Raw genomic sequence first — 16,489 nt, forward strand, 5'->3', positions numbered from 1 at the left:
TCAGGCGACGGCGTCGTGCAGTCGGGCCGCCTGTTTGTCCTTGAGCGGGCCGATGACCGACAGCGAGGGCCGCTGTCCCAGGATCTCGCGGGCGACCTCGCGGACCTCGTCCGGGGTGACCGACGCGATCCGGGCCAGCATGTCGTCGACGGACATCTGCTCGCCCCAGCACAGCTCGCTCTTGCCGATACGGTTCATCAGCGCGCCCGTGTCCTCGAGGCCGAGGACGGTGGAGCCCTGGAGCTGGCCGACGGCGCGGCCGATCTCGTCGTCGGACAGGCCGTTCGCGGCGACCTGGTCGAGCTCGTCGCGGCAGATCTTCAGCACGTCGTGGACCTGCGAGGGCCGGCAGCCGGCGTAGACGCCGAAGAGCCCGCAGTCGGCGAAGCCGGACGTGTACGAGTACACGCTGTAGGCCAGGCCGCGCTTCTCCCGGACCTCCTGGAAGAGGCGGGACGACATGCCGCCGCCGAGGGCCGTGTTCAGGACCCCCAGCGCCCAGCGGCGCTCGTCGGTGCGGGCCAGGCCCGGCATGCCGAGGACGACGTGCGCCTGCTCGGTCTTGCGGCCGATCAGCTCGACCTTGCCGGTGGAGCGCAGCACGCGGCGGCCGTCGCGCGGGGCGATGGGGGCCGCCTCGGGAGTGCGGAAGGCGCCCGCCTTGTCGAAGGCCGCGCGAACCTGTCGTACGACCTTGTCGTGGTCGATGTTGCCGGCCGCGGCGACCACGAGGTGGGTCGGGTCGTAGTGCTTCTTGTAGAAGCGGCGGATGCGGTCCGCGGTGAGGGCGTTGACGGTGTCGACCGTGCCGAGGACGGGGCGGCCGAGGGGGTTGTCGCCGAACATCGTGCGCGCGAACAGGTCGTGCACACAGTCGCCCGGGTCGTCCTCCGTCATGGCGATCTCTTCGAGGATGGCGCCGCGCTCGACGTTGACGTCGTCCTCACGGATGAGGGAGCCGGTCAGCATGTCGCAGACCACGTCGATGGCGAGCGGCAGGTCGGTGTCGAGCACGCGCGCGTAGTAGCACGTGTACTCCTTCGCCGTGAACGCGTTCATCTCGCCGCCGACCGCGTCGATCGCGGAGGAGATGTCCAGCGCGCTGCGCTTGTGCGTGCCCTTGAAGAGGAGGTGCTCCAGGTAGTGCGTGGCGCCGTTCAGGGACGGTGTCTCGTCGCGGGAGCCCACGTGTGCCCAGATGCCGAAGGTCGCGGAGCGGACCGAGGGCAGCGTCTCGGTGACGATGCGCAGGCCGCCCGGGAGGGTGGTCTTACGGACCGTGCCGATGCCGTTGGTGCCCTGGATGAGGGTTTGGGTACGGGCGACGGCCCGCGCCTCCGAGGAGGTGCGGGCCGTCGTCGTGGTGCTGGTCGACGTCACTTGTCGCCGTCGTCCTTCTTGTCGTCCTCGGCGTTCTCTTCACCCTCGATGACAGGGATCAGGGAGAGCTTGCCGCGGGAGTCGATCTCGGCGATCTCGACCTGGACCTTCTGGCCCACGCCGACGACGTCCTCGACGTTCTCCACGCGCTTGCCGCCGGCGAGCTTGCGGATCTGCGAGATGTGCAGCAGACCGTCCTTGCCCGGGAGCAGCGACACGAACGCGCCGAAGGTGGTGGTCTTGACGACCGTACCCAGGTAGCGCTCGCCGACCTCCGGCATGGTCGGGTTGGCGATGCCGTTGATCGTGGCGCGGGCGGCCTCGGCCTGCGAGCCGACCTGGGCACCGATGTAGATGGTGCCGTCGTCCTCGATCGTGATCTCGGCGCCGGTGTCCTCCTGGATCTGGTTGATCATCTTGCCCTTCGGGCCGATGACCTCGCCGATCTTGTCCACGGGGATCTTGACGGTGATGATCCGCGGGGCGTTCGGGGACATCTCGTCCGGCGTGTCGATCGCTTCCATCATCACGTCGAGGATGTGGAGGCGGGCGTCACGGGCCTGCTTGAGAGCGGCGGCCAGGACGGAGGCGGGGATGCCGTCCAGCTTGGTGTCGAGCTGGAGGGCGGTGACGAACTCCTTGGTGCCGGCGACCTTGAAGTCCATGTCGCCGAAGGCGTCCTCCGCACCGAGGATGTCGGTGAGGGCGACGTAGTGCGTCTCGCCGTTGATCTCCTGGGAGATCAGGCCCATGGCGATACCGGCGACGGGGGCCTTCAGCGGCACACCGGCGTTCAGCAGCGACATGGTGGAGGCGCAGACCGAGCCCATGGACGTCGAGCCGTTCGAGCCGAGGGCCTCGGAGACCTGACGGATCGCGTAGGGGAACTCCTCGCGCGTCGGCAGGACCGGGACCAGGGCGCGCTCGGCGAGCGCTCCGTGACCGATCTCGCGGCGCTTCGGGGAGCCGACGCGGCCGGTCTCGCCGACGGAGTACGGCGGGAAGTTGTAGTTGTGCATGTAGCGCTTGCGGGTCACCGGGGAGAGGGTGTCCAGCTGCTGCTCCATGCGGAGCATGTTGAGGGTGGTGACGCCCAGGATCTGGGTCTCGCCGCGCTCGAACAGCGCGGAACCGTGCACGCGCGGGATGGCCTCGACCTCGGCGGCCAGGGTGCGGATGTCGGTGACACCGCGGCCGTCGATGCGCTTCTTCTCCTTGATGACGCGCTCACGGACCAGGGACTTGGTCAGCGAGCGGTACGCGGCGGAGATCTCCTTCTCGCGGCCCTCGAACTCCGGGAGGAGCTTCTCGGCGGCGAGAGTCTTGACGCGGTCGATCTCGGCCTCGCGGTCCTGCTTGCCGGCGATGGTCAGCGCGGAGGCGAGCTCCGGGCGGACGGCGGCGGTGAGGGCCTCCAGGATGTCGTCCTGGTAGTCGAGGAAGATCGGGAACTCGCCGGTCGGCTTGGCGGCCTTGGCGGCGAGGTCGGACTGGGCCTTGCAGAGCACCTTGATGAAGGGCTTCGCGGCGTCCAGACCGGAGGCGACGACCTCCTCGGTGGGCGCCTCGGCGCCGCCCGCGACCAGCTGGATGGTCTTCTCGGTGGCCTCGGCCTCGACCATCATGATCGCGACGTCGCCGTCCTCCAGGACGCGACCGGCGACGACCATGTCGAAGACGGCGTCCTCGAGCTCGGTGTGCGTCGGGAACGCGACCCACTGGCCGTTGATCAGCGCGACGCGGACGCCGCCGACCGGGCCGGAGAAGGGCAGACCGGCCAGCTGCGTGGACGCGGAGGCGGCGTTGATCGCCACGACGTCGTACAGGTGGTCGGGGTTGAGCGCCATGATCGTCGCGACGACCTGGATCTCGTTGCGCAGGCCCTTCTTGAAGGACGGGCGCAGCGGGCGGTCGATCAGCCGGCAGGTGAGGATCGCGTCCTCGGAGGGGCGGCCCTCACGGCGGAAGAAGCTGCCGGGGATCTTGCCGGCGGCGTACATCCGCTCCTCGACGTCCACCGTGAGGGGGAAGAAGTCGAGCTGGTCCTTGGGGTTCTTGGAGGCGGTGGTGGCCGACAGCACCATGGTGTCGTCGTCCAGGTACGCGACGGCGGAGCCGGCGGCCTGCTTGGCCAGGCGGCCCGTCTCGAAGCGGATGGTGCGGGTGCCGAAAGTGCCGTTGTCAATGACGGCCTCGGCGTAGTGGGTCTCGTTCTCCACTAGCGTTTTCTCCGTTACTTGTCGTCTTTCGTCCCTCCCCGCCCGTGTGGCGGGGGGACGGTGGCGGAGAAGCGCTGTCTGGTGCGGGCCGGTCTTCGATCGAAGCACCCGGGGCTTCATCCCCGGGGGCCACTACCGAGGACCGGCGGCGGCGAGGCGCGCTTCTCCTCTTCGTGGTCGTACTGGGTCGTGCGTCCTACGTCGTGCGTTGTGCTACCACACTACAAAGCGTGAGTGACACTCCGCACGTTTCCCCACGTACGGGCAATCCGCACGTACGGCAAAGGGAGCGGCTCCCGATCGTTTCGGGAACCGCTCCCTTCACGGCGTCTTACTTGGCGCCCGCCGCACCGCGGCGGATGCCCAGGCGGTCCACCAGCGCACGGAAGCGCTGGATGTCCTTCTTGGCCAGGTACTGGAGCAGCCGGCGGCGCTGACCGACCAGGATCAACAGACCACGACGGGAGTGGTGGTCGTGCTTGTGGGTCTTGAGGTGCTCGGTCAGGTCCGAGATACGGCGCGAGAGCATGGCGACCTGGACCTCGGGGGAGCCGGTGTCGCCCTCCTTCTGACCGAACTCACTGATGAGCTGCTTCTTCGTAGCGGCGTCGAGCGACACGCGTACTCCTCGTAGTCTGAGATGTGCCACCGAGTGCCCCTGGTCCACTTCTCAGGGGAGCTTCCATAACTCGGAAGGCGGGGATCCGTAGGGCGCTGCCTCCGGAGCGGTGAGCTCCAGGGGTGCGTACACAAACGGCCGCTACACAGCGTACCAGCCTGGGGGGACGCCTCGGTCCAGCTCCCTGAAGGGCCCTGACCGGGGCGGATACGGCCACTAGGGTGATCTGCATCCACACGTGGATCGCAGATCACGTCGGTTCGTCCGGAAGGGGTCGCTTCGCCATGGCGGAGACGGAGCAGGAGATCAAGGCACGCAAGGAGCGGGAGCGGGACGAGCTGTACGCCCTCGACATCTCGGGTGTCGAGTGGCGCAGCGCGCCGGGCACGGAGGACCACGAGGAGCGCGTCGAGATCGCCGACCTGCCCGACGGCGCGGTGGCCATGCGCTCGTCGCTCGACCCGGACACCGTGCTGCGGTACACGGAGGCGGAGTGGACGGCCTTCGTGCTGGGCGCGCGGGACGGCGAGTTCGACCTGGAGCCGGCTCCGGAGGAGCAGCAGTAGCCGTACGCAGGCAAAAGGGGCGGCACGCGCACGCGTGCCGCCCCTTTTGCCGTCACTGCCCATCTCCGTCAGTTCTTCGTGGCTCTGCTCCCGATGCCCAGGACCAGCCAGATCCACGCCTTGCCGCTGCTGGGGCCGTCCGCCGCGTGGGCCGCGAAGAACAGCCGGCCGTCCTGGACGAGGATGTCGTTCGCGTCGAGGGTCGTGAGGGTGTCGGCGTCCTGTGGCACCCCGAAGTAGAGGTACGGGGTCTCCTTGCCGGTCTTCGGGTCGAGGCTGACGAGTGCCGAGGGCGAGATGTGGTCGTCGCTCATCCGCAGCGCGAGGAGCCGGCTGCCGTTCACGCGCAGCGGGTACAGCAGGGAGTTGGACCCGGACTCGAACTTCTCCGTCGTCTTCCCGGTGGCCAGGTCGAAGCCGATGATCCAGTTCGAGTTGTGCGGGGCGCCCGCCTCCTTGCTCCGGACGAAGACCTGGCCGAGGCCGACGGCGATCGTCTGGCAGTCGTCGACGACGAGGTAGTCGACCTCGTCGGAGCAGTCGCCGACGTAGTCGCCGCCGGTCAGGCCGATCGTGGCGCGCACTTTGCCCCGGTCGTCCAGGGAGAGCAGCTCGGTGAAGCCCGTCTCCCCCGCCGAGACGGCCACGACGGGGGGATCGCTCGACGGCAGTTCGAGATCCCGCAGACCCTTGGTCCCGGCGTACGTCCACTTCTCCTTGCCGGTGCCGGGGTCGACCTTGCGCACTTTGTAGGTGATCGTCTGCCAGGAGGCGGCGGTCGTGCTGTCGTCCCAGCACTCGAGGCGCACGAGCAGGGCGCGTCCGCCCGCGGCCCCCATGTCCTGGCACGAGCCGGACTCCGTCGTACGCCAGGTCCGCTCGCCGGTGTCCATGTCGTACGCGTCCGTGCCGCCGCCCCAGGTGACGGCCACGGTGGCGTGGGTCAGGGTGACGCTCGGGGTGTCCTGGACGGCGCCGTCCGTCGGGGTGCCCGGTTCGTCGCCGACCGTGGAGACGGGGAACTCGTGCTCCCAGATCTTCTTGCCGTCGTCGAGGTCGAAGAAGGCGACGTGGTCGCAGAGGGACGCCTTGTCCTTGCTGTCCCTGAAGACCACGGCCGTACGGTTCTCGCCGGTCACACGGCGGGTGTAGCCGCAGATCGGGCCGGCCAGGCGGAGTTTCCAGATCTCGTCGCCCGGTACCGCGTCGGTGCCCGTCCTGAAGCCGACCAGTGTCTGGTTGATGCCCTTGGCGAGGATCTTGTCGGTGGCCCAGGTGCCCGGCAGCTCGGTGTGTTCGCCGGCGACCGCGTCGTCGATCGAGAAGCGGAACGCCATGTCACCGGTGGTGGTGGCGGGCTTCTTCTCGACCGTGTCCCGGACGTCGAGGCGTCCGAGGCTCGCCGCGGGGGCGTTGTCGGTCGTCGCGTTCTTCTTGTCGTCGCCCCTTGCCGCGAGAAGGCCGGCCGTGCCCACGGCCGCCGCGAGGACGACCGCGAGCAGCGCGAGCAGCCGGTTCCGGCGGCGCTTCTTGTGCTGGTCGTTCTGGGTGAGGACGGAGTGGGTGTACGGGGAGGGGGGTGGGCCGAAGCTCACGCGGGCGAATCCTTTCGGCGCCTGTTCAGCGGTCTGTGTCGTCGTCCGCGCCCGTGGGCGCCGGGTCAGTTGCTCGTCAGCGAGCGGACCGTCGCGTACACGTCGAAGACGGCGAGCGCCAGCGGGACCAGCGTCAGCAGGACGAAGCCCTCGGCGATCTCCAGGAAGCGTCCCCAGAACGGGGTGAGGCCGCTGCGCGGGACGATCAGGCCGATCGCGGTCACGAGTGCGGTGGCCGCCGCGATGGCCGCGACGAGCCAGACCGTACGGAGGTCGAGGCCGCCGCGGTTGCCGTGGAGCGCCGCGCTCATCAGGGAGTGCGGCGGGTTGAGCGCGAGGCCCAGGCCGAGCAGCACGAGGGAGCCGAGCCCGGCGGCCAGGACGGGGGCGACCTGGGCGGTGTAGCGGAAGAGGTGGGCGCGCATCAGCAGCGCGACCCCGGTCGCGAGGGCGAGCAGCTGGGCCCAGACGTCGTGGGAGAAACCGAGGACGGCCGTGGCCCCGACGGCGGTGACCGCGCAGCCGCCGACGAGGCCGACGAGGAGTTCGTGACCGCGGCGGGCCTGGGCGGCGACGCGTTCGGTGTCGACCGCTTCCTGGACGGCGGGCTCGGCGCCGTACGCGCTGCGCGGGGCGGTGTTCGGGGGGTCGAAGCCGATCGGCAGGCGCGCGAAGCGCATCGAGAGGCCCGGCAGGAAGGCCAGCGCGCCGACCGCGACCGGGGCGCACAGCGCGGCGATCTCGGACGGCGTCCAGTGGGCCCGGATCGCTGCGAACGCGACGATCAGGCCGACCGCGGACGCGAAGACGAGGGCGACGAACGGCGCGTCCCCGCCGGGTGAGCACAGGGTGAGGACGACGGCGGCCACCAGCACGGCCGCGCACGCGAGGAGGAACTGCAGTTTGCCGATCCCCTGGCCGTCGGTGAGCGGCAGGAGGCCCGAGCCGGCCACCCCGATGTTGGGCAGGGCGCCGAGGCCCAGCGCGATGGCCGAGGACCGGTCGTCGTAGACCCGGGCGCGGACGCACGCCAGGACCACCAGCAGGACGCCGACGACCGCGGCGAGGATGCCGGGCAGGCTGTTCATGTCGTGGCGCGGGTCGGCGGTCCAGGCGACGAAGGCGAGGAGGGCCGGCAGGACCCCGCCGCCGACGAGGCCGGCGGCGCGGGTCAACTCGCCGCCCCACAGCGTGTGTTCGCGGGTCACCGCCGCCGAGACGGCCTCGGACACGTCGTCGAACACGGCCGGCGGGAGCGACTCGGAGAAGGGGCGCAGGGTGAGGAGTTCGCCGTCGAGAATGCGCTGGCCGGCGAACGTGCGGGAGCTGTCGAGGACGGTGCCGTCCCGGCGCACCAGGTGATAGCCGACGGGGGCGCCCTCGGCGGGGCTCTGCCGGGAGAGCCTGAGGATCTCCGGATAGATGTCGGCGACCGGGATGTCGTCGGGCAGTGCCACGTCGATCCGGCTGTCGGGCGCGACGATCGTGACCCGGCAGAAACCGAGCCCCGGGCCGGTGCCGACAGGGGCTCCGGTACCGGGCCCGCCCGCCGCGGAGGCCGTGATGCTCACCTGCTGATCCCCCTCAATGATGATGGTGCGTCTGCTTCGTGAAGGTGTCGCGCGGTGCGTTCCGCAGACCTTCACATCACGCGAAATGCCCCGTTTTTCCAGCCTGGTTCGCGTGTGCGCACGCGAACATCCGGCACCCTACCGCTCACCCGTCCCACGCGAAGTCAGTAGGATCGCGCGGCGGCCTGCGTCCGCCTGACACGGGGTGGCGGACGGTAGTCCCGGGGCCGCGCAAGGGAATTGGTGAGCAGTGAGCCACATCGTCGTCAAGCGCCCGCCGCGCGCGCTGCCGTCCGAGGTGCCCACGGACGAGATCGTCCTGCAACCTCCGCCGGAGTTGCCCCGCGGGCATCAGGAGAGCGTCCTGATGCAGTTGCTGCCGACGCTCGGCATGGGCGGCTCGGTGGTGTTCTTCTTCACGAGCGGACAGCCGTTCATGAAGATCATGGGCATGGTGATGATCGTCTCGACGGTGGCCATGTCCATCGCGATGGTGGTCCGCTTCCGCCGCGGCTCCCAGGGCCAGCTGGCGGACCTGCGCACCGACTATCTGCGCTACCTGGCACAGACCCGGCGGACCGCCCTGGACACCGCGCGGGCGCAGCGCGACGCCCAGTACTACCTCCACCCCTCCCCCGAGCAGCTCTGGGCGCTGGTCGCCGAGGGCAGCCGGGTGTGGGAACGGCGGCCGGGCGACGAGGACTTCGGCCAGGTGCGCATCGGCCTCGGCCGGCAGTCGCTCGCCACTCCGCTCATCGCCCCCGAGACCGGCGGGGTCGACCAGCTGGAGCCGCTGACGGCGGGCGCGATGCAGCGCTTCCTGTCCGTCCACGGCAACCTGGACGACCTGCCGATGGCGGTCTCCCTGCGTGCCTTCTCCTACCTCACCATCAGTGGCGAGGCACAGTCCGTACGGTCCTCCGCCCGTGCCCTGACCGGCTCGCTGGCCGCGCTGCACTCGCCCGAGGACCTGGTGATCGTGGTCGCGGCGGCCAGGGAGTCCCTGCCGCACTGGGAGTGGGCCAAGTGGCTGCCGCACGCGCAGGCGCCCGGTGCCACGGACGGCGCGGGCACCCGCCGGCTGATCGACAGCGATGTCCGCGAGCTGGAGAACCTGATCTCCGCCCGGCTGACCGGCCGTCCGCGCTTCCACCCCGACGCGTCGCCGCTGCCGGACGAGCCGCACATCGTCGTCGTCCTCGACGGGGTCTCCCTGCCCCCCGACTCGGTCCTCGCCAACCCCGAGGGCCTGCAGGGTGTGACGCTCGTCGATGTCGTCCCGGGCGAACCGGCCGCGGTCCGCGGCGAGTTGTCCATCGTCGTACAGCCGACGTCGCTGCATCTGGAGTCCGATCACGGAGAGGTCTACGAAGGGACTCCCGACACCATGTCGTACGAGTCCGCCGAGGCGCTCGCGCGGCAGTTGGCGCCGCTGCGGATGGCGTCCGGTGGGGACGACGACCAACCGCTGCTGGCCAACCTGGAGTTCACCGATCTGCTGAACCTCGGTGACGCGGCCTCCGTCGACACCAAGCGCACCTGGCGGACGCGTTCGCTGGCCGAGCGGCTGCGGGTGCCGATCGGGCTCGGCGAGGACGGCCGGCCCGTGATGCTCGACCTCAAGGAGGCCGCGCAGGAGGGTATGGGCCCGCACGGCCTGTGTGTGGGCGCGACCGGTTCCGGCAAGTCCGAGCTGCTGCGCACGCTGGTCCTCGGCCTCGCGGTCACCCACTCCTCGGAGACGCTGAACTTCGTCCTCGCGGACTTCAAGGGCGGCGCCACCTTCGCCGGCATGGCGCAGATGCCGCACGTGGCGGCCGTGATCACCAACCTCGCGGACGATCTGACGCTGGTCGACCGCATGGGCGACTCCATCCGCGGCGAGCTCAACCGCCGCCAGCAACTCCTGCGGGACGCGGGCAACTACGCCAACATCCACGACTACGAGAAGGCACGCGCCGCGGGCGCCCCGCTGCAGCCGATCCCCTCCCTGGTGCTGGTGATCGACGAGTTCAGCGAACTGCTCACCGCCAAGCCGGACTTCATCGAGATGTTCGTGCAGATCGGCCGGATCGGCCGCTCGCTCGGCGTGCATCTGCTGCTGGCCTCGCAGCGCCTGGAGGAGGGCCGGCTGCGCGGCCTGGAGACCTATCTGTCGTACCGCGTCGGTCTGCGGACCTTCTCGGCGGCCGAGTCGCGGGCGGCGCTGGGCGTGCCGGACGCCTACGAACTCCCGAACGTCCCCGGGTCCGGCTTCCTGAAGTACGGCACGGACGAGATGGTGCGGTTCAAGGCCGCCTACGTGTCCGGCACTTACCGCTCGGACTCCCCGCAGGCGTCGTTCGGTGCCGGTCAACTGCCGGTCGACCGGCGGCCGGTGCTGTTCACGGCGGCCGAAGTCCCGGTGCAGTACACGGCGGTTCCCCAGCAGCGCACCGCGTCCCCGGACATCGACGACGCGCTCGCCGACACGGTGCTCGACGTCATCGTGCGCCGCCTTGAGGCGCAGGGTCCGGCGGCCCACCAGGTGTGGCTGCCGCCGCTGGACAGCCCGCCCTCGCTGGACGGCCTCCTGCCCGGCCTCACCCCGGTACCGGGCCGCGGACTCACGCAGCCCGGCTACGAGGGCGCGGGCCGGCTGGTGGTCCCGGTCGGGCTGGTCGACAAGCCGTACGAGCAGCGCCGCGACCACCTGTGGGCCGACTTCTCGGGCGCGGCCGGCCATATGCAGATCGTCGGCGGCCCGCAGTCCGGCAAGTCCACCCTCCTGCGCTCCCTGATCTGCGCCTTCGCCCTGACCCACACCCCGCACGAAGTCCAGTTCTACGGCCTCGACTTCGGCGGCGGCGGTCTGTCCTCGGTGGCCGGCCTGCCCCACGTGGGCGGCATCGGCTCCCGCCTCGACCCCGAGAAGGTCCGGCGCACGGTCTCCGAGGTGTACGGCGTGATGACGCGCCGCGAGGAGTACTTCCGCTCGGCGGGCATCCCGTCGATCGCGGAGTTCCGCTCCCGCCGGGCGCGCGGCCAGATCTCGGTCACGGACCAGCCCTGGGGCGATGTCTTCCTCGTCATCGACGGGTGGGGCAACTTCCGTGCTGACTATGAGGGATTGGAAGCGGCGGTACTCGACATCGCCGCCCGCGGCCTGGGCTTCGGCATCCACCTGGTGCTCACCGCGTCCCGGTCGATGGAGGTCCGCGCGAACCTCAAGGACCACCTGATGAACCGCCTCGAACTGCGGCTCGGCGACACGATGGACTCCGAGATCGACCGCAAGGTGGCGGTGAACGTCCCGACGGGCGTCCCCGGACGCGGTGTGTCGCCGGAGCGGCTGCACTTCATGGCGGCGGTGCCCCGCATCGACGGCCTGGTCTCGGACACCGACCTGGCCGACGCAACCCAGGCGCTGGCGACCGAGGTGTCCCGGCACTGGGAGGCGCCGGGCGCGCCCGAAGTACGGCTGCTGCCGCGCGAGTTGGCCGCCGCGCAGCTGCCGCCGGGCGACCGTTTCCCGCAGCGCGGTGTCGCGTTCGCCATCGACGAGAACAATCTGGAGCCGGTCTTCGTCGACTTCGAGCAGGACCCGTTCTTCCTCGTGTTCGGTGAGAGCGAGTCGGGCAAGTCGAACCTGCTGCGGCTGCTGGTCAAGCAGTTGACGGAGCGGTACAGCGGCGACGAGGCGAAGCTCTTCGTCATCGACAACCGGCGCTCGCTGCTGGACGCGACGCCGTCCACGCACCTCGCCGAGTACATCCCCATGTCCAACGCCATGGACCATCACATGGTCGCCCTGGCGGACCTGATGCAGCGCCGTACCCCGACCGCGGACGTCACGGCCCGACAGCTCCGCGAACGGAGCTGGTGGCAGGGCCCGACGGTGTACGTCGTCGTGGACGACTACGACCTCGTCTCCACGTCCAGCGGCAACCCGCTGGGCAACCTCACGGAGATGCTGCCGTTCGCCCGTGACGTCGGCGTCCGCTTCATCATCGCCCGCTCCACGGCGGGCGCCGGACGCGCCGCGTACGAGCCGTTCATGCAGCGGATGCAGGAACTGGGCGCCCAGGGCGTCGTCCTGGCGGGCGACCCCGGCGAGGGCGACGTCCTGGGCGGGGTGCGGCCGCGGCCGATGCCCGCGGGGCGGGGGGTGTTCGTGTCACGGAAGCGGGGGAAGCCGTTGGTGCAGACGGGGTTGGTGCCGGACACGGAGTACTGACGGTCGGCGACGCGGACGTCGCGGACATGACGACAGTCGGCCGAGGCCGGTCCGGTCCCCTGAACCAGGGCTCCGGACCGGCCTGTTGGGTAGGTTGACGGACTGGTCCCGTCCGACGGACGGGGTCCCACGGGGGCACGGGGAAGGGGTCCACGCGTGACATGGGACGAGTGGGAACAGCTGAAGAGCCAGGCCGCGCGGAAGCAGTCCGCGCGCATGCGGATCGATCAGCTTCCGGCGGACGGCGGCGGCAGCACACCGCAGGGCGATCTGACCGTCAGCAACAAGGATCTGGCGGCGATCGGCGACCGGGCGTTCAAGCTCTGGGAGGACCTGGGCCGGTACGGCCGTGACGCCTCGTCGAGCAGCCGGACCGCGGCCTCGGATCTCACGGCCCAGGGGTTCGGGCTCGGCGGGGCGGTGGACCACGTACAGAAACGGTGGGAAGAGCAGGTCACGAGTCTGCTCGACGCGTGCGGCCATATCTCGAACCACATGGACTACACCAAAAAGGCGCACCAGGGCGACGAGTTCTACATATCCGGTCAGATCAGCAGCATCTCGACACTGGACAAGGGATTCAGTGAAGGGACGGGGCACTGATGGACCTCGATACGCTCCGATTCGGGAACTTCGCTTCGCTCGGCACCGCCATAGACGACTGGTCCCGGATGGTGAAACACCTGGAAACCCTTGAGAAGGACGCGCGTGAAGGCCTGAAGGGACTGGCCGACAAAGCCAATTGGTCCGGTGTCAACGCGACCGTCTCCCGCGAGTTCATCACCAAGACGGCCGGCGAGTTCACCGACGCCCACACCCAGGCGACGACGATCCACAACATTCTCAGGGACACCCACGACGAACTCGTCGGCTACCACGATCAATTGGTCGAGACGATCTCACGGGGCCTCAGGAAGAACCTCACCGTGATGGACACCGGAAACGGCTCCTTCACCGTCACCATGAACATCCACCCCGATCGCGCCGCGAAGGGAACCACGGTTCCCGAGCACAGCCAGCAGGACGTGGACGAACTGTGCGAGGACGTCAGACGCCTCCTGAGCAGGGCGACCCACAGCGATGACACCGCCTCCGAGGCTCTGCGTGCCATGGCGGACGAGGCCGAGTACGGTTTCTCCGGCGCGGCGTACGAGGACCGGGACTCCGCCGCGCAGGCGCTCAAGGACGCCGAGAAGTACGCGAATCTCATCAAGACCAAGGGGGACTCCATGTCCCCCGAGGAATTCGACGATCTCAACCGGCAGCTCGCGGGATACCGGAACGACCCCCTCTTCCAGGAGAAGTTCGCCACCACGCTGGGCCCGAAAGGCGTGCTGGACTTCTGGGCGGATCTCTCCGATCCCTCCGACGGAGGCGATCTCCAGCGGGCCCGCCTGGACCAGCTGGGCGATCTCCAGAAGAATCTCGGCCTCACCCTCGCGGGAGCGACGCGCTCGGACTCACCGGCCATGCGGCAGTGGGAGAACACCATGGTCGACCTGGCGGACGACCGTATCCAGACCCGGGGGACGCAGGTCTACGGCTTCCAGCTCATGAGCAATCTCATGCGCGTGGGGGACTACGACGACGCGTTTCTGGACAGGTACGGGAATTCTCTCGTCTCGACCGAGAAGAAGATGCAGATTCCCGACCATTACTGGAACGGCAGCGGCGGCCCGCTCATGCCCAAGATGAATTTCATCGGCGAGGATTTCGGCCGGGACCCGATGACCGGTTTCATGACAGCCCTGTCGAACAGCCCCGATGCCGCGACCGCTTTCTTCAACGAGACCCAGCCCCAGGACAACGCGGAATGGGTTCTCAAAGACCGCCCCACATTCGACGACACACCGTTGGACAGTCACGACGGAAACCAGTCACGCGACGCCACCGGGAACGCACTCGTCGCCGCGGCCACCGGTGTCAACCCCAATGACCCCCATGCCGTTCCGGTGCAACACAGCGCCGAGAACCGGAGTGTCCTCGACCGGTCGCTGAAGATCATCTCCGGCACGGGTGACGACTTCGCTCCCGAGATGCGTGACGACATGGCGAAAGTGCTGGTGAACTACGGCGACGAGGTGCACAACACGGCGAGTTCACTCGCGGACGATCCCAGTGACCCCCGCCAGCTCGACCGGCACCAGCTGCTGGAAGTGACGAAACAGGTGTCGCGTGACCAGCACGCGTACGGAATCCTCAACGACGGCCTGAACAAGGAGATGGTCCGCGACATCTACACGGACCACCCCAGTGACCCCAAGGAGACCCTGCTCAGAGCCGGGCACACGGTGGGCTTCCTGGAGGAGGCCCGCTATCAGGCCCTGGCGACCGACAAGGAGGATCCCTCGTGGAATGCCAAATGGCTTTACCACGGCTTCGGTGGCGCCGTGAACTTCATTCCGGTCGTCGGTGACGCGGCCCAGCGCGGTGTCGATGCCCTCGCGTATCAATGGCAGTTGGACGAGCAGGCCCGTATCGACGACGACAACGCACGCCAGAACGGCGAGGTGTTCACCGCGCGGGAGAACCAGTTGCAGAAACTCAGCGACCTGTGGATCGACGCCCATCCGAACCACGGCGACAGCAACAGATACACACTGACTTCCGAGATCAACGGTGCCGCTTTCGACGGCAACGCGCGGGCTCAGGGACTGGCGGGCAATCAGTGACCACAGGGATGTCAGGACCTTCGGCGCGGCTTCACGCGGCAACTGCGGTGACGCTCCTTGCCCTTGTCCTTGCCCTGGCTACGGCCGGCTGCACGGACTCGGACGCACGCGCCTACGCCGTTCCGGACAAGGTCTGTGGAGTGGCCGTCGACTCGGATCTTCTGTCGCCGCTCCTGCCGGACGGACAGAAGCTCACCCAGCGCGCGTACAACGCCGGTCAGGAGAGCCCGCGTTGCCGCCTGTCGGTGGACGGCAAACTGGTCGTCTACCTGTCGGGCGACGTCGTCCCCGCGGAGACCGATCCCGTCAAGGTCCAGGACCGGGCCCTGGTACGTCTCGGCAACCCCGCTGCCGTCGACATCGGTGACAGCGCCAGAGTGGCGGACAACGGAGCACTGGCGGTGGCCGCGTGCACGTACGAAGGCAGTCGGCGCAAGTTCGTCACGTTGGTGCAGCTCCAGGAGAAGACTCCGGCGAAGACCTCGGAGCGGCGGGATGCGTTGCGCTCGTTCCTGAGCGCCTACTTCCCGAAGGCGATGGCCAAGCAGGGGTGCGGGCAGGCGAGTTGAGCTGCGGTTGCGGATGAATGCGCGGTTGCGGGTGAACGCGCGGTTGCCGTCGGCCGCGAGTCCGTAGCCGGGCAATCCTGCGCGGGGTCAGGGACCTGCGGTGCTGTCACGCGTGGGGCCGAGGCTCACGCGGTGAGGCAGGCACAGCTCGTAGGCCCAGGCTCCTGGTCACGTCCGCCGCAGTGACTCGGACGGCCTGTGGAGGGGATGCGGAGGTTGGTCGCTCCCGTTTGGAATCGGTCAAGTGAAGCTGATCCATTGGTAAATTGAGGGATCGGTTCCGCCATGCCGAAGCACGCGAGGCAGCTCGCCGGCCTTCGTCAGGACGAGGGCGGAGCAGACCAACGGGGAGGGACCGCGCATGGCGTGGGACGAGTGGGAGCGGCTGAAGTCCGAGGCGGCTCAGAAGCAGTCGGCGCGCATGCAACTCAACCAGCTCGCGCCCTCGGGAGGCGGCGGGGCGGGGGGAAGAGCTCGTGGGGCGACCTCACTGTCAGCCAGAAGGACCTTGCGGCGGTCGGCTCGGCGGCACAGGACCTGTTCGACGACTTCGGGCAGTACAGGGACTACGCCCGTGTCGCCTCCATGACTGCCGCCGGCGGACTCAAGGACGAAGGCTTCGCGCTCGGTGGGGCTCTCGATCATGTCGCAGAGCGCTGGGGCGACCAGGTGCAGTCCCTGCTGGACGCCTGCGCGCACATCTCGAACCACCTGCGGTTCACCAGGAACCAGCACGCGGCCGACGAAAGCTTCATCGCGGGCACTCTCAGCAGCATCTCCCTGCTGGACAAGGGCTTCGACCACAGGACGGGCCGCTGATGGACCTCGACGCTCTCCGCTTCGGTAACTTCTCGAAGCTCGGCGAGGCGATCACCGACTGGGAACAGATGGCGACAAAGCTCGCGCCCCTCAAGGAGGACGCGGAGCGCAACCTCAAGGGCAGGGCGGACAAGCCAACTGGTCCGGCGTCAACGCCACTGTCACCCGCGAGTTCGTCGACAAGACCGCCACCGAGTTCGCCGACGCCCATACCCAGGCCGACTCCATCACCAAGATCCTCGCCGACACCCGTGGCGAACTCA

At 69.0% G+C, this 16,489-nt stretch carries 11 protein-coding genes; 6 read left to right on the forward strand and 5 right to left on the reverse strand.

What is annotated here, in order from left to right:
* The 3 genes from OG504_RS15890 to rpsO all read right to left on the reverse strand — a co-directional run bounded on the left by OG504_RS15890 (position 1) and on the right by rpsO (position 4,218).
* Positions 1-1,380, reverse strand: coding sequence for a pitrilysin family protein (locus OG504_RS15890; RefSeq protein WP_366436980.1), 1,380 nt, complete (start codon positions 1,378-1,380; stop codon positions 1-3).
* Entirely contained in the window at positions 1,377-3,599 is a 2,223-nt protein-coding gene (locus tag OG504_RS15895) for a polyribonucleotide nucleotidyltransferase (protein ID WP_405990424.1), read from the reverse strand. Before OG504_RS15895 ends, OG504_RS15890 begins: the two co-directional genes overlap by 4 nt.
* A gap of 331 nt (positions 3,600-3,930) precedes the next feature.
* Entirely contained in the window at positions 3,931-4,218 is a 288-nt protein-coding gene (rpsO, locus tag OG504_RS15900; protein ID WP_019064787.1) for a 30S ribosomal protein S15, read from the reverse strand.
* A gap of 284 nt (positions 4,219-4,502) precedes the next feature.
* Here rpsO and OG504_RS15905 point away from each other — a divergent pair, with 284 nt between their 5' ends.
* Positions 4,503-4,784 carry a DUF397 domain-containing protein gene (locus tag OG504_RS15905; protein ID WP_328678178.1) on the forward strand — a complete coding sequence of 94 codons (282 nt, stop codon included), beginning with the start codon at positions 4,503-4,505 and terminating at the stop codon, positions 4,782-4,784.
* 68 nt (positions 4,785-4,852) lie between these two features.
* Here the strand turns inward: OG504_RS15905 and OG504_RS15910 are convergent, their stop codons facing one another.
* Positions 4,853-6,379, reverse strand: coding sequence for a PQQ-binding-like beta-propeller repeat protein (locus OG504_RS15910; protein ID WP_405990425.1), 1,527 nt, complete (start codon positions 6,377-6,379; stop codon positions 4,853-4,855).
* A gap of 65 nt (positions 6,380-6,444) precedes the next feature.
* A complete protein-coding gene (gene eccD / locus OG504_RS15915; protein ID WP_405990426.1) occupies positions 6,445-7,950 on the reverse strand; it encodes a type VII secretion integral membrane protein EccD in 1,506 nt (501 codons plus the stop codon).
* A 250-nt stretch (positions 7,951-8,200) separates the two neighbouring features.
* Between eccD and eccCa the strand changes: the two genes are divergently transcribed.
* From eccCa to OG504_RS15940, 5 genes are all read left to right on the forward strand, one after another.
* A complete protein-coding gene (gene eccCa, locus OG504_RS15920; protein ID WP_405990427.1) occupies positions 8,201-12,166 on the forward strand; it encodes a type VII secretion protein EccCa in 3,966 nt (1,321 codons plus the stop codon).
* Between the two features lie 156 nt (positions 12,167-12,322).
* The gene (locus tag OG504_RS15925; RefSeq protein WP_405990428.1) at positions 12,323-12,769 is read left to right on the forward strand and encodes a hypothetical protein; all 447 of its coding nucleotides are present in this window, start codon (positions 12,323-12,325) and stop codon (positions 12,767-12,769) included.
* Positions 12,769-14,838 (forward strand): DUF6571 family protein, encoded by a 2,070-nt coding sequence (locus OG504_RS15930; protein ID WP_405990429.1) that lies wholly within the window; start codon positions 12,769-12,771, stop codon positions 14,836-14,838. The genes OG504_RS15925 and OG504_RS15930 overlap by 1 nt, the downstream gene beginning before the upstream one ends.
* Positions 14,839-14,885: 47 nt before the next feature.
* Positions 14,886-15,407 (forward strand): hypothetical protein, encoded by a 522-nt coding sequence (locus OG504_RS15935; protein WP_405990430.1) that lies wholly within the window; start codon positions 14,886-14,888, stop codon positions 15,405-15,407.
* Positions 15,408-15,992: 585 nt separating this feature from the next.
* Entirely contained in the window at positions 15,993-16,226 is a 234-nt protein-coding gene (locus OG504_RS15940; RefSeq protein ID WP_405990431.1) for a hypothetical protein, read from the forward strand.
* Positions 16,227-16,489 lie beyond the last annotated feature (263 nt).

Origin of the sequence: Streptomyces sp. NBC_00986, assembly GCF_045162565.1 — a bacterium.
Taxonomy (GTDB): Bacteria; Actinomycetota; Actinomycetes; order Streptomycetales; family Streptomycetaceae; genus Streptomyces.

What these genes read in the sequence shown, in the direction of transcription:
- OG504_RS15905 (WP_328678178.1), top strand. Translation starts at nt 4,503, where the DNA reads ATGGCGGAGACGGAGCAGGAGATCAAGGCACGCAAGGAGCGGGAGCGG.
- OG504_RS15930 (WP_405990429.1), top strand. Translation starts at nt 12,769, where the DNA reads ATGGACCTCGATACGCTCCGATTCGGGAACTTCGCTTCGCTCGGCACC.
- OG504_RS15940 (WP_405990431.1), top strand. Translation starts at nt 15,993, where the DNA reads ATGACTGCCGCCGGCGGACTCAAGGACGAAGGCTTCGCGCTCGGTGGG.